This window comes from Ammoniphilus sp. CFH 90114 (assembly GCF_004123195.1).
In the GTDB taxonomy this organism is placed as follows: domain Bacteria; phylum Bacillota; class Bacilli; order Aneurinibacillales; family RAOX-1; genus YIM-78166.
In genome coordinates this window covers 575062-595974 of the sequence record NZ_SDLI01000002.1, presented here as the reverse complement: position 1 = coordinate 595974, position 20913 = coordinate 575062, and the positions used below count along the sequence as shown (strand labels likewise).

The 20913-nt window shown below is 38.5% G+C and carries 20 protein-coding genes; 6 read left to right on the top strand and 14 right to left on the bottom strand.

All coding sequences use genetic code 11. The annotated features are described in order from the left end of the window. Positions 1-64: 64 nt before the first annotated feature. From EIZ39_RS07690 to EIZ39_RS07650, 9 genes are all read right to left on the bottom strand, one after another. A complete protein-coding gene (locus tag EIZ39_RS07690; RefSeq protein ID WP_240675728.1) occupies positions 65-412 on the bottom strand; it encodes a DUF1360 domain-containing protein in 348 nt (115 codons plus the stop codon). Between the two features lie 295 nt (positions 413-707). Continuing rightward, positions 708-1325 (bottom strand): LbetaH domain-containing protein, encoded by a 618-nt coding sequence (locus EIZ39_RS07685; protein WP_129199092.1) that lies wholly within the window; start codon positions 1323-1325, stop codon positions 708-710. Positions 1326-1353: 28 nt separating this feature from the next. Beyond that, positions 1354-2337, bottom strand: a complete 984-nt coding sequence (locus EIZ39_RS07680; RefSeq protein WP_164984965.1) for a phosphatidylglycerol lysyltransferase domain-containing protein — start codon at positions 2335-2337, stop codon at positions 1354-1356. A 206-nt stretch (positions 2338-2543) separates the two neighbouring features. After that, complete coding sequence (locus EIZ39_RS07675) at positions 2544-2966, bottom strand: hypothetical protein (protein WP_129199088.1); 423 nt, start codon at positions 2964-2966, stop codon at positions 2544-2546. 50 nt (positions 2967-3016) lie between these two features. Continuing rightward, complete coding sequence (locus EIZ39_RS07670) at positions 3017-4330, bottom strand: YheC/YheD family endospore coat-associated protein (protein ID WP_129199086.1); 1314 nt, start codon at positions 4328-4330, stop codon at positions 3017-3019. Positions 4331-4473: 143 nt separating this feature from the next. After that, on the bottom strand, positions 4474-5208 hold the full coding sequence (locus EIZ39_RS07665) for a YheC/YheD family protein (protein WP_129199084.1): 735 nt from the start codon (positions 5206-5208) through the stop codon (positions 4474-4476). A gap of 71 nt (positions 5209-5279) precedes the next feature. Next, a complete protein-coding gene (locus EIZ39_RS07660) occupies positions 5280-5909 on the bottom strand; it encodes a DapH/DapD/GlmU-related protein (protein ID WP_129199082.1) in 630 nt (209 codons plus the stop codon). A gap of 38 nt (positions 5910-5947) precedes the next feature. Beyond that, positions 5948-7345 carry a YheC/YheD family endospore coat-associated protein gene (locus EIZ39_RS07655; RefSeq protein WP_205668523.1) on the bottom strand — a complete coding sequence of 466 codons (1398 nt, stop codon included), beginning with the start codon at positions 7343-7345 and terminating at the stop codon, positions 5948-5950. A gap of 33 nt (positions 7346-7378) precedes the next feature. Beyond that, positions 7379-8779: a Mur ligase family protein gene (locus EIZ39_RS07650; protein ID WP_129199078.1), complete on the bottom strand. Its 1401-nt coding sequence runs from the start codon at positions 8777-8779 to the stop codon at positions 7379-7381. A 204-nt stretch (positions 8780-8983) separates the two neighbouring features. Between EIZ39_RS07650 and EIZ39_RS07645 the strand changes: the two genes are divergently transcribed. Both EIZ39_RS07645 and EIZ39_RS07640 read left to right on the top strand, forming a co-directional pair. Further along, positions 8984-9769 carry a DUF6492 family protein gene (locus EIZ39_RS07645; RefSeq protein ID WP_129199076.1) on the top strand — a complete coding sequence of 262 codons (786 nt, stop codon included), beginning with the start codon at positions 8984-8986 and terminating at the stop codon, positions 9767-9769. 102 nt (positions 9770-9871) lie between these two features. Continuing rightward, complete coding sequence (locus EIZ39_RS07640; protein WP_129199074.1) at positions 9872-10630, top strand: YheC/YheD family protein; 759 nt, start codon at positions 9872-9874, stop codon at positions 10628-10630. A gap of 54 nt (positions 10631-10684) precedes the next feature. Here EIZ39_RS07640 and EIZ39_RS07635 read toward each other — a convergent pair whose 3' ends face one another. The 3 genes from EIZ39_RS07635 to EIZ39_RS07625 all read right to left on the bottom strand — a co-directional run bounded on the left by EIZ39_RS07635 (position 10685) and on the right by EIZ39_RS07625 (position 14463). Next, the gene (locus EIZ39_RS07635; RefSeq protein ID WP_129199072.1) at positions 10685-11872 is read right to left on the bottom strand and encodes a KamA family radical SAM protein; all 1188 of its coding nucleotides are present in this window, start codon (positions 11870-11872) and stop codon (positions 10685-10687) included. Then, a complete protein-coding gene (locus EIZ39_RS07630; RefSeq protein ID WP_164984963.1) occupies positions 11787-12977 on the bottom strand; it encodes a YheC/YheD family endospore coat-associated protein in 1191 nt (396 codons plus the stop codon). Before EIZ39_RS07630 ends, EIZ39_RS07635 begins: the two co-directional genes overlap by 86 nt. A 145-nt stretch (positions 12978-13122) precedes the next feature. Further along, positions 13123-14463 carry a YheC/YheD family endospore coat-associated protein gene (locus EIZ39_RS07625; protein ID WP_129199068.1) on the bottom strand — a complete coding sequence of 447 codons (1341 nt, stop codon included), beginning with the start codon at positions 14461-14463 and terminating at the stop codon, positions 13123-13125. A gap of 382 nt (positions 14464-14845) precedes the next feature. On the opposite strand from EIZ39_RS07625, the gene EIZ39_RS07620 reads away from it, so the two are divergent. From EIZ39_RS07620 to EIZ39_RS07605, 4 genes are all read left to right on the top strand, one after another. Next, entirely contained in the window at positions 14846-16003 is a 1158-nt protein-coding gene (locus EIZ39_RS07620) for a glycosyltransferase (RefSeq protein WP_129199066.1), read from the top strand. A gap of 53 nt (positions 16004-16056) precedes the next feature. After that, on the top strand, positions 16057-16836 hold the full coding sequence (locus tag EIZ39_RS07615) for a YheC/YheD family protein (protein WP_164984962.1): 780 nt from the start codon (positions 16057-16059) through the stop codon (positions 16834-16836). Between the two features lie 64 nt (positions 16837-16900). Beyond that, positions 16901-17722 (top strand): DUF6492 family protein, encoded by an 822-nt coding sequence (locus EIZ39_RS07610; protein ID WP_129199062.1) that lies wholly within the window; start codon positions 16901-16903, stop codon positions 17720-17722. Between the two features lie 147 nt (positions 17723-17869). Beyond that, entirely contained in the window at positions 17870-18925 is a 1056-nt protein-coding gene (locus EIZ39_RS07605; RefSeq protein ID WP_164984961.1) for a glycosyltransferase, read from the top strand. A 46-nt stretch (positions 18926-18971) separates the two neighbouring features. Here EIZ39_RS07605 and EIZ39_RS07600 read toward each other — a convergent pair whose 3' ends face one another. Continuing rightward, complete coding sequence (locus tag EIZ39_RS07600) at positions 18972-19568, bottom strand: class I SAM-dependent methyltransferase (RefSeq protein ID WP_129199058.1); 597 nt, start codon at positions 19566-19568, stop codon at positions 18972-18974. After that, entirely contained in the window at positions 19522-20820 is a 1299-nt protein-coding gene (locus EIZ39_RS07595) for a glycosyltransferase family 2 protein (RefSeq protein WP_129199056.1), read from the bottom strand. Before EIZ39_RS07595 ends, EIZ39_RS07600 begins: the two co-directional genes overlap by 47 nt. Positions 20821-20913: the final 93 nt, after the last annotated feature.

Genomic DNA, 20913 nt, shown 5'->3' with positions numbered 1-20913 from the left:
CCCGATAAGTATAGTGCGCTGCCAAGCGCACCAAAAACCGCCGTACATTGGCGGTTCATCTACCTTAAACCCTTGAAGCAATAAGGGCTGCAGCGCCTGCCACAGCAAACATCATGAGAATAGGAAAAGATAACGGTACATATCCGTATAATAGGACAACAGCTATCGAAGACCAAATCCCCGTACACCAGTGACAACTAATCAGAGAACCAATAAAATAACGTAAACCAGAGCCCTTAATATCAACATTACGCATCATATGGCCGTGATCATCCGTCTCATATCGCTCTTCTAGGAATGGTCTGCGAAGAAATGTCGTTATTTCGTCATATACAATGAGATAGGTGAGGCGAAAACTTGCGAGGATTAAGACGATGAGATGGAGCCATGGGATATTCCAAAGAATTTCCAAGGTTGGAGCCTCCTTAAACATAAATTGGTGCAGGGGTTATGAGTCAACGCATTGAATAACCATTATTAAAATATGTTATATTGATGGATATGGTGACCTATTCTCCATCTTCCTTGTTGGATTTCGGGTCTTGTTGATCTTTTTTTGGCTTTTGCTGGCTAATACTTCTACCTTTACCACAACGACAGGCCATTTTTCTCCCTCCTCTCAAACTAGATACTTTATATTAGATGTGATTAATGTAAGTTTTGCTTGTGTAGAATTACTAAATATGCTCAATCTCCAATTTAACGATTTATTTAATGGGTCTGGCTGGGATGCCAGCAACAACGCTGCCTGGCAGTACGTCTTTCGTCACTACCGCTCCAGCGCCAACTATACTGTTTTCACCTACGATTCGCCCACCCATAACGACCGCCCCTTGGCCGATAAAACACTTTCTCTTAAGGACAGCTCCCCCACCAATGTTTGCACCTGGGCCGATAAATACATGGTCTTCTATAGTCACATCATGGCTAATAATACTTTGAAGACGGACTGTGACAAATTTTCCAATTTTCGTTTTATGACCAATTACACAACCCTCCGGTATCATGCACCCCTTATCTATTTCCACATAGTTCAAATCAATACTAGGATGAACAAGTGTAGCTAGCTGACAACCTTGTTTAGATAGCCAATCAGCCGTCTTAATCGCTTGTGTCATATTTAAGAAAAAATAGTTATTTTTATCTAGTACCAATTCTTTTATTAATTTTTTACCTCCAATGTACGGATAGTCCCCCAAAAGATTAGGGACTCTTTTCTTCCCAATAAACCCCACAATATTCCAAGTAGGCTTCTCACGATTAATTGCTTCCCCCAGCTTTACTACATCAAAATATCTTGTGCCATATATAAAGAGGTTCTTCATAGATTACTCACCTCCGATTCCAGTTTTACTACTTCTTTAGAAACAATCGATAACGCTTAAGATTTTTAACCGGCCTAAATTTTTCCTTAAAAAATGAAAGACCCTTGGTTCCCAAGTCACTCCCATCATTCAACAATTCAATACTAGGGTCTATATCATGAATCATTTTCACGAAGTGAATGATCAATGCTTCCGATATTCCATCTAAGTTGTTCATGCATTTTCTTAAGGCACACCATGATTGTCCATTCGGCAGTACACTGCCGACAAGCATACCAACGATGTTGCCTTCTATCTCAACGATCAGTACCTTCTGTTTCAAATCTTGCTGGTCCTTAACAAGGATTGGATAATAACCGGTATCATAAATAGTTGAGTACTTTGTACCGGATGTTTGTCTCCATATGTCATTCAATTTAATTAAATCATCATAATCTTCATTACCGTAGGGCCTTATAACTGCCGTAGGATAATTCCGATAAAACTTATTTATCTTGCGCCTGACATATTCAAATTCTTTTCCCCTCAAGTGAAGCAGTTGTGTGATACTATAATGTCTTTCAATACCTAGTACACGCTTCCTGACAAAAAGATTCTGAAATTTAGAGGAGTGTTTTAGGTATTCTAGTTGCTCCTCATTTATTGTCTTAAGCCTCGTTCTTGCTTTCCCTCTATTCCACTCTCTGCAGTAATTCATGCATTCATGGACAACATCAACCAGTTTCTCACGATCTCCAGGGCCAAAAGGCAAACATTGTAAATGTAATGCGTTTTTTTTCGTTCGTACAAATATAACCAACATTTCATTTACGATTTTCCAAAGTACCTTTCCTGTGGGGGATTGTGAGAGAGACCAAAGGTAGGGAAAATTTGAGGACCAGAGATTAACCGGGTGTCCACTCTTACCCATATAGTCACTAAACAAATCAAGATCATTCAATCTTATTTCATGGAAATTCCAAGTGCCCAACTGAATTGAAGGCTGATTACGATTAGAGATCAATATCATCATATCCCCTTTCTTAAGCATTCCAAGTCACATTTGTAGGTATAACCTATATCTCTTACACTCAATTGGCCTATATTTTTTCTTGTATTCTCGCAACCCTTTTTCCCCAAGATCACTCCCAAAATTCATTAGCTCAATAGTAGGGTTGCGTCTGTATAGTTCCTTTGAAAATTCAACAAGCAACGTCTCTGACAACCCTTCCAAACCATCTAGCTTTTTGCCCAGAGAGGCCCAAGACTGCCCATTTGGCAGTTCACTTCCCGCTTGAATTCCCTGACGTATGCTCTTTTCTTCTTTCTGTTATTAACTTCATGACAAATCAGTAGGGACTTATTTACGATAAGAATTATCTCATCAGGATTGCCTCTACCGAAGGGAAGAAACATAAGAGAGAGCTCAGATTTTTCTGTGTAAAGAAAAGTTACCAACATCCCATCTATGACTTTCCACAGTATCCGTTTACCGTTTGTCCTGGCTTCTGACCATAAATATGCAAAATTTGCCGTCCACATATTGACCGGCAACTCGGACATCCCTAGATATTGATCGTATATTTCCTTATCTTCAATGGATATACAATGAAAATCCCATCTACCAAGTTGAACATCCGGCGGCCTTATGGATAATTTCACTATTCCCTTTCATCCTCCTCGTCACGATCCTCAGGGAAGCCCGCTAGATACTACGCATAAAGTAAATTGTTGCGCAGAGCCCTGTAATACATGTCATGATCGTTGGCATTAAGAGCAATCGTATGGTCAGGATTCTTATTATTCATTTCAATAATCCAGATTCTATTGTTTTGGTCGATGGCCAAATCAATGCCTAAGTTGCCTAGTTGTACTCCACGTTTTTCAATTCCTTTTGCAGCTTGGATGGCGATCCCTACCATTTTATTCTTTAAATTCACCACTTCATCGTCACTAAGAAGGAGAATTTTCTTTAAAGCCACTTCCCCTGTCTCAGCAATCCCCCCAGATAGAATATTACTTACTACACTTCTTGCTTTTCCGTATCTTGCTACCATACCTATAGATTCCCATTCGCCTTGCTGATTTTTGACGATGATTAGGCGAAAGTCTACCATCCTCCCATTGCAAGAAATTAACTCTAACCCCTGTTGAAGGATATACGTTTTTTCTTGAAGTCGCCTAGAAAGATAATGGTCTAACTCGGTATACGAAATAAATTCGTGTTCTTTCTTTCTGCCTCTTCCTTTTCTTTCCTCCATGCGCAGACCACACTCAGATTTAGAGACCTTTATAATCCCTTTACCAAAAAATCCATCAATGGGTTTTAGGTATACCGATTTATAGTCATCCGAATAGAGTTCTAGGTCACGAGGATGGCGGTAAAGCGATGTCTTCGGAAAATATTGAAAGGAATCATGATAGGAGTATAGCCAGTCATACATCTCCCACTTATTAAATATAGGACTGTTAAATACGGTGTTTCCTATCGTGGATTTGAAATATTGACTTAGTTCGGAACTAGTAATAAGAGTTTTAAATATCGCAGCAGGCAGTGGATATGTCCCTTTGTCCCATTCCTTGGTTTGTGAATTGTATAGAAGCCCATGGATTAAATGACTTTCCTGATTCACTTCATCCGGATAAAAAGCTAAAATTGTCCCTCCTATTTGTTCGTAATGATGAACATAGCTTGATAGTGTTTCCAGGTATTTCTTTAAACTTCCAACCTTTCGCTTGGTCAGAATGCCAATATAAGGTCCAAACCTTAATGTATTGCCATCCACTCGCACCTCATAGCTATTTACCAAGGGTATCCCTAAGAGTTCCACTGCTACTCGGGCTATGCCTATCTCATCCCATTTCGTATCACAGCTGCTAATTATGACGGACTCAACGGATCGTATGCCGAATTGGAGTATTATTCTAGTGTCAGGAAGTAAACCAAGCTCCTCTAGGGTACGAGGATGAACGATAACCTCCTGATGTTCGGAGTTTACTGCCACGAGCTTTAGTCTACTATTCACTACTTCACCCTGCCTTACCTATATTTTTTTTGACTTCTACTCTTTCTCTAATATATGTTTAAAAAACTAAGAAGAATGGGCAATAAATCTATGTAATCTGTACATTTTTTTAAACGAAGAAAGTCCAACAACCGTTGGACTCCCTACCCCTTCTTATAACGCAATATAGTCTCATACATCATTTTATCTTCCAGTTTATTAAAAAAGGAAATACTAGGTGAGTGATTTGCCTCTATAATCCATATTCCTCCCATTGCATCTAGACCAACATCCAAACCGAACGTTCGTGTTTTTGGGTAGAATCTTTGTAATTGTTTAGCTGCAAGGAGTGAAACTTCCTGGATTTCGTCGTGTAGTTCAGCTATGGGGAATGAGTTAAGCGGAGAGTTTTCAATGGCTTGCTCTAATGGAATTACTTTTTGTGCGTAGTTGGTAATAAAATACCCCCTAATGGCTATTTTGGCGACAATTCCCGTTACAGCCCACTGGGATGAATGTCTTTTGCGTTGAACCATCACTCGCAGATCAAATGGGGAATCCTTAACCGTTGCAAAAGGAATCCACTGTTGTACAATAAATAGTCGTTTACTTCGAAAATAACGTTTGAGATATTGATTGGTTTCTTCTGTTCCTTCCAATATTTTTTTTTCGTTTCCTTCAACAATAATTTCATATTGATCATCATTCGTTGAGGATACTTTGCTTATCCCTCGTCCATAGGAACCGAGAGAAGGCTTAATAACAACTGTACCATATATATTCATCATGTCCCATAGATTCCCTTGGGTTAATAATCGAGTTTCAGGCAGATAGGAGGTTAGCTTTTCCTCCCCCTTCATGGCTTTGTACTTTGTCCATTTTCCTCTTGATCTGCTCATCTAGTAATTTTCTCCTTCTCTCTAAAATTGGCCTTGGCCTCACTTCCTCTTGTAAACTCACTATGGTTAGGCTACTTTTTCCTAATTGGCTTTGCAGGAACACCTACAACAACCGTTTGAGCCTCAACTTCCTTTATTACAACGGACCCGGCCCCTACCACACTATTTTTTCCAACTTTTGTATTCATAATGATAGCGCCCATCCCAATGAAGGAACCCGACTCAATCACTGAATTTCCTCCAATGGTTGCATTTGGACCGATAAAAACGTTATCTTCTACCATAACATCGTGAGCAATATAACCTCTTGAGCGAATCACCACGAAGTTTCCCAACCTTGTATATTGTCCAACCATACAACCCTCAGGAAGGATACAGCCTTCTCCAATTTCAGTCATACTCAAATTAATTGAAGGATGAATTAAGGTTGCTATTTGACAGCCTGCAGAACGTAGAATTTTGGTAGCTTTTGAATGTAGAGGTTGATTGTGAACAAAATAATTTTGCTCGTTTTTTGCCAGCTTGGGAATGAGGTCATACCCCCCAACTAACGGGTATCCCCTTAGATATATTTTCTTCTCTTCAGGCAACTTGCTGCGACCGATAAAGCCGACAATATTCCATGAAGGTTGCTGGCGGTTAATGTCTTCCACTAGTCTGAAATCAAAAAAATTCACACCTACAATATAGAGATTTTTCAATGGATCACCCTACTTCTTATGGTTTCTTTTCATTCACATTAGAATCCAGTCAGTGCTTTGGCGTATTCAATCGGTGTGGTGCATACTTTCCTATATAGCGCTTCATCTTTAAGAGCAAAGAGGGGATAATCGTGAAAGTGTCGCTTATTGATTTCTATAATCCATACGTTTAAATCACAGTCCAACATAACGTCAATTCCAACATCACCATATACCCCGTATTGCTCGATTATGTTACAGACATTGCGGCAAACTTGTATGATTTCTCTCTCTTTTTCTTTCACTTGCGTTTCATTTAGCTGGAATATAGTTTTATAAGCTTCCTTGGCTGAAAGAGCAAATCCTGCCATCGTAAAATTAGAAATCACACTGTCTACTTTTCCTACACGTGCAATAATAGCCGTTTTTTCCCAGCTTTTTTCTTTGCCTTTTTGAAGAATGACCCTAAAATCCACGCATCTATTATTGTATTTTTTTGCCATAACGGCTTGCTGGATTAAGTAATCATGTTTTATTAGTGTGTTGATAAACCTATGCAACTCTTCCATGTTGTTGACTTGTTTGCGATAAACGATATAGTTTTCTTTTTTTATGTTTTCTATTAACCATTCCTGTTCGCGAGGGCATGAGGTAAATCTATGAATAATGTGAAGAGAGTCCTTCATAAGAGGGCAAGTGAAAAGATATTGATCTTGTGATAGCTTCTCTGCCTGGATAATGCCAATACCCAAAGATCCTAGATTCGGCTTTAACATTACTTTTCCAAACCTATCTAACATAAAGTCCAAATCCTTGATACTATCCAGTTTCTGAGTGTATGGTACATATTTTTTAACTTGAGGATGCGGCTCCATCCACTTCCAAAACTCCCATTTATTAAAGAAGTATTCATTGAATACTATACATTTTGCTTCCGTAAGAGCCTTACGTGTAGATCTTTTCATATGATATCTTTGAAAAACAACTTGAGGAAAAGGGAAGACCCCGCGTTCCCAACAGCTTCCGTTGTTTCTATATGGATTATAGCTATATCCTTTAATTGTTTTATTTGACTTATTAATATTGGCTTCAGTACAAACATAAAGGAGGCCTTTTATCTTTTCATACTCTGAAAAATAGACTTTGAGCTCATTCAATAAAGAGCGTGTAAGTCTTTTTTTACGGACAACAATGGCAATAACAGGACCGAAGACTAATGTGTTTCGATCCATTCTTATTTCATAGTGAAGTCCCTGGGGAATCGTGAGCCCATTAAAGGTAGAGGAAGAGATATCAATGGCATCATCCTCCACTTCGTCTTTGCATTTCACGCGAACCTCCTTCACCCATTGCCCAATCTTAACCGTAAGTGAATCCGGGAAGGCAGGATACTTCCTACGGACCTGTCTAGGGATTAAAATGTCACTCGTTAGATTCTCCCTCCAGTTTATTTTCAAACTGGCCACTCCTTTCATCTTTGAGGATATTAATCATAGATTCAGTACTAAATTTCCCCTTACACTCTTATAAGAAGGCGGCATATATTTTAATGAGTATTTTAAGAGAACCATGGTTTTTTGGTCGATCAGCCGATTAACCACCTCGAACACTTCACTAGCGCTAGTACAATAAATCACTTTTCTAGGATCCATTCCATGCTCTATCGCTTTTTCTCCAAATTCTCTTGCTCGCGTTTCAGCGACAATAAGTCTATCTACATTGGCCTTAAAGATAATCTTAGCGATCTTCTTATACTGATCCATCCCGAATGGATCTCTGGCAATGGCTGGCATATGTCCAATTACAAGCACCTTCTTCCTCCCATTGGATACTTCTTTTAGAACCTCTAAGGCTGCTCGAATGGCAGAGGGAGTACAATTCCATGTATCATCAATGATTGTGCTCCCTTTGAGCCCCTTGCAAAACTCCAAATGCTTTTCTATATGCCGGAACGATGCTAGTCTTTTGATAGCTTCTTCTATTGAAATGCCGATTTGGCATACAGATGCTATTGCTGCTAGAGCGTTGTATACAGTATGTTCCCCATAACCTGGCACGTAAGCTGCATGACGATTTCCTTTATGCATAAGTGTAAAGGACATTCCATTCCCTACATACCGTATCTCCTCAGCACGATAATCAGCATCTGATTTCTTCCCTACTGTAATTAAGTTTTTGACTCTAGTTAGATTTAATTTTTGGGTGTTTTCGTCATCTGCATTGATGATGAGTTTATGATTTTGGTAATCAAACCCTTCAAGAATCTCTCCCTTTGCCCTAATATAGTTATCCATGGTTTTAATATCTCTCGTATGATTCACCTCAATGTTTAGGATTACTCGTACTTGGGGCTTGAACAGTTGGCAATTGTAAGCAAGGTTTCCAGGATACTTAACGCCCATCTCAATAACAGCTGCATCCGTTTCATCTCCAATGTTCAGTAAATATCGCAAACTCTGTTTTAAACCATTTCTGCTCTTATAAGTGGATACGACATTTCTATCTTTTGAGAGAAGATAAGTAATCATTTCTTTTGTTGTACTTTTACCGTTCGTTCCCGTAATCCCAAAAATAGGAATATGGAATAACAAACGATAATAATGAACAAACTTCTTAAAAGCCACTCCAACACTTCTAACTTGTATCAATGTTAACTTGTGTTTAATCCTCTCAAACCGTTCCGGTTTATCTGTAACCACAACGACTTGCTGTAATCTTTGTAAACGTCTTAATAGAAATCTATCTTTACTTTGCCTAACATGAAAATATAAGATATTATTTCTCATTTGTTTCCTACTAACAGCCACATCTGTAACTTTTTGATTTTCTGCCCCAGTTAATACCATTCCGTCTATCGTACCTACGATATCCACCAACATCAGAGGCTTCATTCCTAACACCCTTCCTAAAAAAATACGCTCCTCATATACATTATGTAATACACTATTAATCTGCTATTGCCTCAGTGAAAATACACAAGAGTTGACTAAGTTAGGTTAATTGCTAGGTTTCAGGGGACCCTCTAAATGAATAGACTATTAGGGAATTTAAGGCCATATGGGTATAAAAAGTAAGAGAATGGGGGGAGGAGAGAATTGGGAAAAACACAACAAATAAAACTAGATATCGTAATTCCTGCTATTAAAAAGGATCTTAAAGTACTTCCACATGTTATTGACTCTATTCACAAACAAATCAGGCATCCTATTGGTAAGATCTTTATAGTAGCCCCACAGGATGCCTCAATGATGAAGTTGTGTAAAGAGAAACATTGTAAGTTCATTCATGAAGATACCGTTTTACCTATTTTAAAGGAAGAAATCGACTATTGGTGGAATGGAAAAAACCGAGCCGGGTGGATGTTCCAACAACTACTGAAACTAAGCGGTGACACGCTTAGTAATGAAGGGCATTACCTTGTTATCGATGCAGATACCATCTTGATTCAACCCCACACCTTCATACAGGACGACAAGTTCATATTCTACTATAGAAACCTAAGAAAAAAAGAATATTATAGAGCCTATCACAGATTGCTTGGTGCTAAAGCAGAAGCCCCTTCTAGGTCCATCTCCTTTGTGAGTCACTATATGGTTTTCAATGTTAAACTCTTGAAAGAGCTAAAAAGGAAAATAGAGCAGAAACATAGCAAACCTTGGTTTGAATGTATTCTTCAAAACTTTGACAGGACGAAGTATGCGCCATTCTCCGAATATGAGACTTATGGTAACTTTATGTATTCTAATTATCGCGAACGAATCATCTTGGAAAAGTGCTTAAATCTAAGTCTGAAGAGAAAAGCATTACAACGGACCATACAATCTGACATGCATACAATAGCTGAGCATCATCGTTCGGTCTCCTTCCATCATCGTAAGTAAAACAAATAAATCCGCATTTCTACTTAGGCCATACAACAACCCCTTTATCGAGCACTGCATAAAATAATACTAAAACGTTATAACAAAGGAGGCATCGAAAGTTTGCAAAAGCAAAGATACATTGCCAGCAAGATGAAAAAAACCAAACCATTAGTGCTAGATCCTATCCTTTCGAAGTATTTACCGGAAACTACTTGGTTTAGTCCCTCTAATTTAGAAACAATGCTAGAGAAATACTCCACCATTTATATCAAACCTGACCGCGGAAATAAGGGGAGAGGCATCACCCGATTAAAGGTATTAAATGACTGGGAGTACGAAGTCTCTTATAGAAAAATAGTGAAAAACTTAAGGCCCTCAGAAGCAATCCAAGAAGTTCTAAGTAACATGAATCCTTCCAAGAAGTATATTATTCAACAAGGCATTGATGTCGCGACCTACCAGGGAAGGCCTTTTGATCTACGCGTGATTATGCAACGGCCAGCCAACCAATGGCAACTAACGTTTATGTATGCTAGAGTAGCGAATAATATAAACGCCCATGTTACCAACGTAGCAAGGGGCAGCACTCGAGTCACGATTCAAGACCTTTTTTCAAACATTGATTGTACTTTAGTAAACGTTCGTACCATTCAAGAAATAGTAGACATCTCTCATCGAATCGTTAACATCCTAAGCAATCGTTATGCACTTTGGATTGTAGGGCTCGATATTGCCATTGATAAAAACGGGGAGATCTGGTTAATTGAGCCTAACTTCGATCCTCTCTGCGGCGGTTTAAAAGCTTTAAAAGATGAGGTTTCTTATCAAAAATATCAAGAAGCCAAAAGAATGCTAAGTGAAAGCGGAAAAAAATGTTAACTTAAAAGACAGGTAGATGATCTACCTGCCTTTTCATATTTTCTTACTTCCTTATCATTTGGGAGTTGTTCGTATAACCCTTTTCCTACTTTCTGGGATTAGGGGTAATTCGTTAACCGAAATGACATCCTCCCTCTTTTTTTCAGGCCTTTTCCAGTAGGATTCATGATTAGGTAAATCATCAAACCAGGCTGCCTCCTCAGGACAGTCAAGGATCATCAGTTTACCATATTGCCCATCGCGTGCTTGATGGTATTTAAGGTAGGCTTTCCCATCCTCAATAGCTAAAATCTCAATTTTTCCGGATGTATGGCTCATAACCAATCGCGCTCTTTTACCTAAACCGGAGGTCCTTGCCTTGGCCTCCTCCACCAATTCATAAACCCTCTGGAGAGGAAGAACAAATGACTTATTTCCTGCTACAGGTCTGTTAACAAAGAAGTAATAAGGTGTGACTCCTGCCCAAGACAACCGGTCAAGCAACTCGCCTAAAACTTCGGGATCGTCATTGATGCCTTTTAATACAGGGGTTTGGTTTACTACAATCACGCCTGAGTCATGCAAAGCTCTAAAGGCTAACCGTGCTTGCTCGGTAATTTCTCTGGGATGATTGATATGGGCCATTAAATAGATTCGTTTTTGTTCCGTTGAATATTCCCGTAATAAAGATAATAAGGCTTCATCTTCGTAAATTCTCATGGGATTAAATACGGGTAATTTTGATCCGATTCGGATGATCTGTACATGCTCAATTGATCTTAACCGCTCTATAATTAATCGGAGCTTCGGAGTCGCTAACATTAAGGGATCGCCGCCGGTCAACAAAACATTGTTGATTTCTTGAGTTCTTTCAATATAATCCAGACCATCTGTGACGTCTGACATGACTTCTTTAACATCGGTTCGGAACAGACGTTTCCGGAAACAGTACCGACAGTAGGCTCCGCAGACTTCCGAAACCAGAAGCAAAGCAGTAGAGGAATATTTATGCTGACAACCCTTGACTACATAGTTTGTATCTTCATCGGATGCATCCCATCTGCCGTACTCTAACAGCTCATCGCTTGATGGAATGACTAATCTCCTGAGAGGATCGTCTGGATTTTCCCAATCGATGAGACTTAAATAATAGTCATTGAGGCGAAAAACAAACCTTTCAGTGACTTTTCTTAGTGCTTGTTTTTCCTCTTCGGTTAAACCCGGTATCTTCTCGATATTGGTAAAGTACTTCGGTAGCGTCATCTCTTTCCCCTCTATTACTCTTGGATTTATTGAAGTGGAGGTACTTAGCGAATTTCAACGGATTCAGGAATGCTTGGTAAAAAGTATCCGCATCATAAGCCTTCATTAAAGATACTTTTGCCGAACGAGAATTAGGTTCAATAAACCAGATCTCCCCGGACTTATCGATTCCAAAATCAATTCCAATTTCTCCGAATGTACCATACACTCTCTCTAGTGCAATGTACATAATCCCTAAGAAACGCGTTATCTTCTCCTTATACTCCAATATCTGTTGATCTGAGTAGTGAAGAAACTCCCTGAGGAATTGTTCAATCGGGTAAGCATCTGAATGAATTGTAATCGGTGCACCCTTATGCGCAATTCTTGCAGAAACTCCCAAGATAGTTAACTTTCCTTCTCCGTCTCTCTGGAGTTCCGCCCGGAAATCAATGTTGCTGTCTTCTAGTTTAATCAAATCAATGCCCGCTTGAATAACAAATTTCCGTTTCTTAAAAAACCTGCGAACGACACGGACAAGATCTCGAAAATGCTGTACACGGCCAACGGTCACTTCATTTACAAAATAACTGTATTCATATCCTCCCTGAGCTAGCTTTCTAACGCGGAAAATCCATCTTCCGCGACCTCCCCGTATTCCTTTCAAATAAACAGTATCAAAGTCGTTCAGGAAGTTTAGCAGATCTTGAGGATCTTTATAGAATCTTGTTGGAGGCAAGTATTTTCTAGCAGCAGGAATTTGCTGAAGTTTATCATAGACATCCCACTTATCAAAGAAGGATTTAGCATTGATATTGACTGTGTTCAAATGGGCTAGTGACCTTTCGATAAACTCTACCATCATTCCGCTTCTACCCGGGGCTCCCCTTCTTGTATAAAGAACATCAGGTAGCGGGAATATCCGCTTTTTCCATGTGAGAGATCTTTCATCAAAGTAAGTGCCCCTAATTTTTTTATTAATATAGTCAAAGTCCGGTATAGAGAAATAATAGACAGGCACTTCCGCTTCCTTACTTGCTTTAAATAACTCCTTAATCCTTGGATAACCCCTAAAGTCGTAATATTGATTATTTAATCTTCGGATTACCGCATTCGTCACAAACACGCCAACGATCGGCCTCTTTAACTGTAATATGACAGATACCCTCCTTTTGTGCATGTTTGTATATTATATTTCTACCCCCCTTGCATTCGGCACGGCGGATAGACGAATGAACAGCACATTTTAACTAGTTTTTTTCATTGAAAGTTCAAAACCCAGAAAGATCGTGACAATAATCCATTAACCGATAAAACCAATGGAGTTTTCCGGATGGTGCATGTCTTAATGCGATATGACCTGGCTTCGAATTGACTTCAAACAGCCATACCTTCCCTTGCTGATCTATGCCCAAATCAAGACCTAGTTCTCCAATAGGCTGATTAAGACTTAATTCAACTATAGTTGCGATGTGAATAGAGATTTCTTCAAGTTCGATTAATATCTTATGGGAATCAGATTTAAACCATTTTTCTAAAGCAGATTCTGCATCGGTGACCCTTCCACCCGTTCTAACATGGGTGGTCACACAATTTTTCCCAGCGACTTTTGCAATTAATCCGCTCAAGTGCCACTTATTGCTTCCAGCCTTATTTAAGTGAACACGAAAATCAATAGGACAGCCATCAGAATGAATCAATAAAATTCCTTGCTGTACAAGATAGTCAGTTAGATCTATTTGACTTAGCTGCTCTTTTACTAATTGAGAAAACGATTGATAGTTGATTTTCACGGGGTGTAACTTCTCATAGAATTGAGCGGTATAGTGTTGTTCATCAAGTCGCGTAATTTTTATAATTCCTCTCCCAAGGCTACCACCTGTAGGCTTTAGGACGATCGTTGGATAACGATGTAACATGTCTTCGATGGTAGGTATAGTTGCATGCTTTGTTTCGGGAAGGTAGGATGAGGTTTCCATATGAGCAGCCATTAGCTGATGGAGTTTCCATTTATTAAAGAAGGAAGAATTAAAGAAGGTACAAGCCATATTCTGTTTTATGTTTTTTGTAAAATGAGGAAGTATTTTTTTTTCAAGTCTACGGTTAGGGATACAGTTATAGATGACATCAGGAAACGAAATCTTATGTTCTTCAATCCTTCCTTTTTTCCCTTCACCTACTGATAGAAAATAGCCTACTACGACTTTATTTTCCCAATCAACATCCTTTGCCTTAAATAAAAACAAATAGTTCTCATTTAAATTCATACTTGGGATTAGAGAGTTCATCTTAGACTCAAGACGGTGGATTGGGACACCCGCAATGAGGAAGCCGACTACGGGACCTAAGCGAAGAGTATTATTTTCTCGTTTCAGATGGGCAAGCTGGGAAAAAGGAATATTTAATTGAGTTGCGACATCTTGTGAAATGTAAATACGATCAAATTCATGCTTCATCCTTTCAACTTTTACAGTATCTTCTGCGTTGCCAAATCTAATCCGCATGGTTGACCGTCTATCAATCCGAAGTTGCTTAGAAACGGTTTCAGGCAGAAGGATGACATGATCTTGCAATAGATCTGTAATCTGAACCTGCAGAGGCAAAGATTTCACGGATTATCCTCCTTACATTAATAAGGACCGGTTGGGTCGTCATCTTATACTATGACCCCATGAAAGAAGTTGATATGGACAGAATGCCTAATATAGCTCTACTACACCAATAGTGTTTAATCTTCAAAAATGCATTTACCAAATCACCCCTTTATCGAATCAAGTAAATTAGGAATTATCTCTTGTTAGGGAAAGTAACAATGATAGTATTTATAGAATATTGTAATTAAAGGAGAATCTTTTCTTCTTTACTATTAAAGCTGTAGCATATTTTGCAAGACTCAAAGACTCATAAATTCCCATAAAAGACAGGAGTGAGATAAAATTATCTATCTATATGAATGCATAGCCCCTAACTATAAATTGAAAGAGGTGAAGAGTTATGATTAATAAAGTTGTTTATATCAGTACCTACATCCCTCAAAAATGTGGGTTAGCCACTTATACTCATAATTTAAGAACTAGTATAAATAAAATGAAAGAATGGACCGGTATTGACCCAGTTATTGTAGTAGCAGACACTAAATATGACCATTTTACAAGTCATACTGAACATTGGATATTGGATAAGGATCGGAAGGAGAAGTATCGCATTATGGCGGAAAGGGTTAACCAGAGTGATATATCTTTAGTATCATTGCAGCATGAATTTGGAATTTTTGGGGGAGACCATGGGAGTCACATTATCGAATTTATCAAATACCTAAAGAAACCATTGGTAACTACCTTCCATACCGTTTCACCAAAATTACCTCTCTCTCGTCGAAGACTTCTCAAAGAGATTGGCTCTAAAAGTAGCGCGATTCTTGTTATGAACCAGGGTAATCGCAAATACCTCGTAAACAAACTATTAATCCCAAGAAAAAAGGTTATAAGCATTCCTCATGGATCACCTAGTCCGCCTAACATTGATATAGCTCTATTGCGTAAAGAATTGAAATGGTCTGATAAAAAAGTTCTTCTCAGCTTTGGCTTTCTTATGGGGGGAAAAGGATTTGGGTTTATACTAGATGTTTTACCTCAGGTTGTAAGAAAAGTACCTAACACCTTATACGTTATCATTGGTGAAACCCACTCCAGTGTTAAGGAAAAAAATGGGGAGAGCTACCGTAAAAACTTGCAAAGAAAAATCAAACTCAATGGATTGCAAGATCACGTTATTATGATAGACGAATATGTCAGTGAAGATAATTTAATTAAATATATTTCCGCAGCCGACATGGTGCTCGTTCCCTATCTCAACCCTAATCATAGCAGCAGCGGAGTCCTTACGTATGCCGTTGGCTTAGGGATGCCCCTATTAGCCACTCCTTTTACTTATGCCAAAGAGGTTCTTCAGGGGCAAAAGGAAATCATGATTCCATATGGCAATTATGCAGAATGGAGGGAGCAATTGACTTCATTTTTATCTAATCGTGATAGATTAACAACATTGCAAAAGAAGATTAGTGAAATTAGTCCTACACTTCATTGGTCGCATATTGGAAAATTGCATGCAAAGATTTTTGAACAGGTACATGCAAATTACTATTTAAATTAATTTAGGCTAAAACTATGAATTGAAATTTATGAATCGATTGAGAGGGAATTAATTTGAGAACAAAAAAAACAAAGGCTAATGAAGACCAAAAGAAACCACTACTACCCGGAAGCAAATGGATCAAATGGAAACTTATTAACCAGCATGAAGATTTGAGATCTCTACAACCACAAACTGAACTCTACTCTCCTGAAGCGGTTGAGAAGTTTTTAGAGCAGTATGCTAAAGTGTTCATTAAACCGGATAAAAGCTATGGAGGCAGGCAGGTTATTCGACTGCAAAGAGAAATTGGTCAGATCGCTGCCTTACTAGGAAGAAAAAAGAGACTCTTCAAACATCTCTATGACTTTGATCAATGGCTTGAACCTATCAGGAAAGGTCGTTTATTTATCGTTCAAGAAGGAGTAGACCTTGTTACCTTGAAAGACCACCCCGTTGACTTACGAACCATTTTATTGCCGAATGAAAATAATGGATGGGAAGTCACAGGTATGTTTGCAAAAGTAGCAAAAAAGGGCAAGATCGTGACAAATGTGAAAGCCGGAGGAAAGGTCATTTCTGTCTTGGATTACTTGGGCCAAGCTGGTTACACAACAGAGGATCAGAAAGTAATGATGGAGCAGATAGAGAATCTCTCTCTTAAGATTACATGTATATTCTCCAATATTTATCGAAATAAGAAATACGGACTGGATTTAGGAATAGACAAAAATAGGAATGTGAAGTTAATTGAAGTAAATTCCAAACCCTCATTAAGGATACTAAGAAAAGTCGACGATAATATGTACTTGCGTTCGATTAGACTTCGGAGACAAAGTAAGAACCGCCAGTAGACTGACGGTATCACATTTATCATATGAAGTTCTTTTGTTAGATCAAATATTGGAGGTTTTATCTGTGATCGAACAATCAAGGCCCATCTGGAGTAACATAAAACTCGATGTTTTAATCCCAGTTCATACTAAAGACTTAGTTACCCTTCCTTACGTAGTTGATTTTCTTAGACGCAACATTAAGCATCCTATAGGGGAAATCATGATCATTTCAGCCAAACATGATAGTATCAAAAGAATTTGTGATAAGAAGGCTTGTAGATTTGTTGATGAGAATCAGGTTTTACCTATTGCGAAAGAAGATTTTCATTACGTGGGATCCTGGAAAGGAAAAAGAGTAGATCGTTCAGGGTGGATTCTCCAACAACTTATAAAATTAAGCGGCGACACTTTAAGTAAACAAACCCACTACTTAACGATAGACGCCGATACCCTCCTAATCCGTCCTCACATTTTTCTAGAAGACAATAAAACCATCTTTTATTACGGGAGTCAGAAGCAAAAATACTTGGAAGAGTACTATAGGACCATTAATAAATTGCTAGGAGGAAACGTAGTCCCTCCGATCTCACAATCCTTCATTACTCACTATATGTGCTTTGAACGATCAAAGGTTGCTGAACTAAAAAAAACGATTGAAAGCCATACAAAAAAATATTGGTACAATGCTGTCATTGAAAGTATTAATAAAAGGAAACTCATTACCTTTTCAGAATTTGAAACTTACGGTGTTTTTGTTTCCCAAAATTACCCCGGACAACTTTTGTTAAAGCCATCATTAAACATTGGAAAAAGAAGAAAAGAAATACACAATGTCTACAAATTAAATTTACCAGAGCTAGCTCAAAAATATAGATCAATTTCTTATCACCGACATTTTAGATAACATAGGGACGCTGACGTTCATAATAAATGAATGATTGGAGGAAGTATCAGAAAGATGATAATGAAAATCGCCCATGTCAGTACCTATATTCCTCAAAAGTGCGGATTAGCCACTTACACGTATAATCTAAGAGAGAGCATTGTTCAAGTGAAAAAATGGAGAAATACTGACCAAATCATTGTTATGTCAGACCTCTCCCAAAACAATCCTATGGATTCTGATTATTGGTACCTGAATCGAAATTCTATAAATGCTTATAGAGAAATGGCCATCAAAATCAATCAAAGCGATATTTCAGTAGTATCTTTACAGCATGAATTTGGCATATTTGGTGGTAAAAGGGGGCACTACATTTTAGAATTCATTAAACACCTGAAAAAGCCCCTTATAACAACATTCCACACAGTAAGGCCTAATTTGCCCCCATCTTATTTACGACTTCTTAAGGAGATCAGCTTACGAAGTGAAGCGGTCATCGTCATTTCCCAATCCAATGCTCAATTCTTACACCAAAAGCTATTCATTCCAAAACAAAAGATATTTTGCATTCCGCACGGCTCTCCACAACCTCTCAACCAGGATCGTGATCATATTAGAAAAGAATTGAATTGGGCTGGAAAAAGAGTGATTCTTTCTTTTGGTCTCTTGAGACCAGGGAAAGGAATGAAATTTGCTATTGAGTGTCTGCCTGATGTAGTAAAAGCCATGCCAAATACAGAATATTACATCGTGGGTGAGACTCATCCAGCTATTAAAAAGCGGAGAGGTGAAGGTTATCGAAAGAAACTTCAAAGAACAATTAACCGCTTAGGTTTGAAAAACCATGTCTTCTTAATCAATCAATATTTAAAAGAAAAAGACTTGATCAGGTATATTCCGGCAAGTGACTTAATCATCGTTCCTTACCCTAATCTCCATCGCAATAGCAGCGGAGTTCTCTCGTATGCGGTGAGCATGGGAAAACCTCTCCTTGCTACTCCCTTCTCCTATGCAAAGGAAGTACTTGGCAAACATAAGGAACTAATGCTCCCCTATGGTGATCATACCCTTTGGTCAAAGAAATTAATCTCCATTTTATCAGACCCTCTCACCCTGAATCTTTGGAGAGACAGAATTCGCAAAACGGGTGAATCATTACATTGGCCACAAATCGCAGCCCAGCATATACAAGTTTTTGAACAAATACACTCGGGACATGTTTAAACGGAGGGCCTCTGGCTCTCCGTCTTAAGCATTAATGTTAAATTCTCTAACTTAGCTTACGTACAACTCGGATACAACGATAGTCACAGCAATGTTCATAATTCACGTTATCGCAAATTTCATCCACTGCTTCTTTCACTTCGATACGATCATAATCATGGAAGGCTATTAACCCTCCTGGAACAACTCGAGAAGCATAATGTTCAATATCATGCATTACACCTTGGTAGGTATGATCCCCATCCACAAAAAGACCTGCTATGGTAGGTGGGCAATCCTTGTACGCCTGATTACTATATTTTTTAATAGGTATGACATGATCCGATAAACCCAGTGCTTGTATATTACTAAGAAAATCTTGATAATAATCCTGATTATATAGTGTAAATTGGTATTCTATATGAGGTGTAAAAGGATCTATTGCATACACCGGTCGTTTCTTAAAACTAAGAACTTGGCTGCCCAGAGCTAAAGCTGCGGTGCTTTTTCCTTTATACGATCCAATTTCAACCAATGCGCCTGGCAAGTGATCAACCATCATAGGAAGATGAAGTAGAAAAAAAGGCTCAAGTCCCAACAACCATCCTTCAAGGCCATCAACTTTTTTTAGAAGACTCTCTACCCAACGATTCTTTAAATTCATTTATGGTGCTCTCTCCTTCCTCAAATGAAACTAACTTATCAAATACTTCTACCAGACAATCGTATTTGCCGTATAAATGAACGACGTTTCGTTCTTTAAAAATCATTCTTTTCTCTTGGATTTCTCCATTTTGACTTACGAATGATGATAATAAATTAGTAACTCGCCAATTGTCCTCACAGATTTTAATTGGGATGGCTTGGAGCATGTGTAAAATCGACCCTTTAAATATATTAAATTGGTTTGGATAGTCAACGGATAAAGCGTGATATTCTTGCAGTACTTTTTCCATATACCTGAAGTCAGTGATACCAATATATTGTAAGGATATAATGCAGACATCCATCACTGGATGTTTCTGCTGGAAAAAAATCATGTTTCTTGCTTGCTCTTCCTTTATACTTAGTTTAATTGGATGCTCTTGATGGTATAAATGAATACGAGGGTCAGCAATATAATGCGCTCCTGCATTAGATAACCGATAGCCAAATTCATAGTCCTCCAAGCCCCAACCCTGGAATTGGTCATCATATAATCCCGCGATATCGATAAAGGATCTTCTGACGGAGTGGTTGAGCCCTATACAGAATAGCCAAGATAAGCGGCAGCCATCGCTGCTGTATCCCAATTGTTCAAATAGTTTTTTTTCATAACTTCTAGGCTTGCTCAGTCTCTGAATGGATTGAAAGTTTTTCACATCAGCTCTCCGTAGCAATTTAAGAGGGCTGGAAAGTTCTTTTATTACCCGAGGAAGTTCTTTATGGGTTACATCTCTTCCCACCATATTCTTAACTCTCTTACTGAAATGTTCGCTCGTCTTCATAAAGTTTTGAAGACTCTTCCATTGCCAGTCTTGAAAATCAGGGAAAAGAAAGCTGTATATAAGATTGATACTTCCCCCTGTTACAACGGCTCTCTCATGGGTTTGATGATTATTGAAGTGTAGTCTGACAAAGTTAGGATCCACAATGACTTCAGCGTCCAAAAAAACAATAATCTCTCCCCTAGCATGCTGAATACCAACATTTCTGGAAGGGGCAAGCCCTAGATTTCGTGGATTTCTTATATATTGAAAGGGATAAGGTAGAGTCGTTTCCTTTAATTTGGGGGTTCTGTCCGTGGAGGCATCATCAATCAATAATACTTCAAACTTGGATAAGTCATAATCCTGCTTGGATAGGGCATATAAAGTTAGTTTATTTAAAGGGTATCGATTGTAAGAAGGAATGACAATACTGACATCAATGCTCATAAGTATTCCTCCTATTCCTAATATAGGTTTATTTTTATGATCTATATCCTCCTCGTGAAACGGCAGATGCCCTTTCTAAGTCAGGATAGGATA

Excerpts from the sequence above, each read along its gene's own strand:
- EIZ39_RS07595 (WP_129199056.1), bottom strand. The coding sequence starts at position 20,820 with ATGAGCATTGATGTCAGTATTGTCATTCCTTCTTACAATCGATACCCT.
- EIZ39_RS07620 (WP_129199066.1), top strand. The coding sequence starts at position 14,846 with ATGATTAATAAAGTTGTTTATATCAGTACCTACATCCCTCAAAAATGT.
- EIZ39_RS07685 (WP_129199092.1), bottom strand. The coding sequence starts at position 1,325 with ATGAAGAACCTCTTTATATATGGCACAAGATATTTTGATGTAGTAAAG.
- EIZ39_RS07650 (WP_129199078.1), bottom strand. The coding sequence starts at position 8,779 with ATGAAGCCTCTGATGTTGGTGGATATCGTAGGTACGATAGACGGAATG.
- EIZ39_RS07665 (WP_129199084.1), bottom strand. The coding sequence starts at position 5,208 with ATGAGCAGATCAAGAGGAAAATGGACAAAGTACAAAGCCATGAAGGGG.
- EIZ39_RS07600 (WP_129199058.1), bottom strand. The coding sequence starts at position 19,568 with ATGAATTTAAAGAATCGTTGGGTAGAGAGTCTTCTAAAAAAAGTTGAT.
- EIZ39_RS07680 (WP_164984965.1), bottom strand. The coding sequence starts at position 2,337 with ATGATGATATTGATCTCTAATCGTAATCAGCCTTCAATTCAGTTGGGC.
- EIZ39_RS07635 (WP_129199072.1), bottom strand. The coding sequence starts at position 11,872 with ATGACGCTACCGAAGTACTTTACCAATATCGAGAAGATACCGGGTTTA.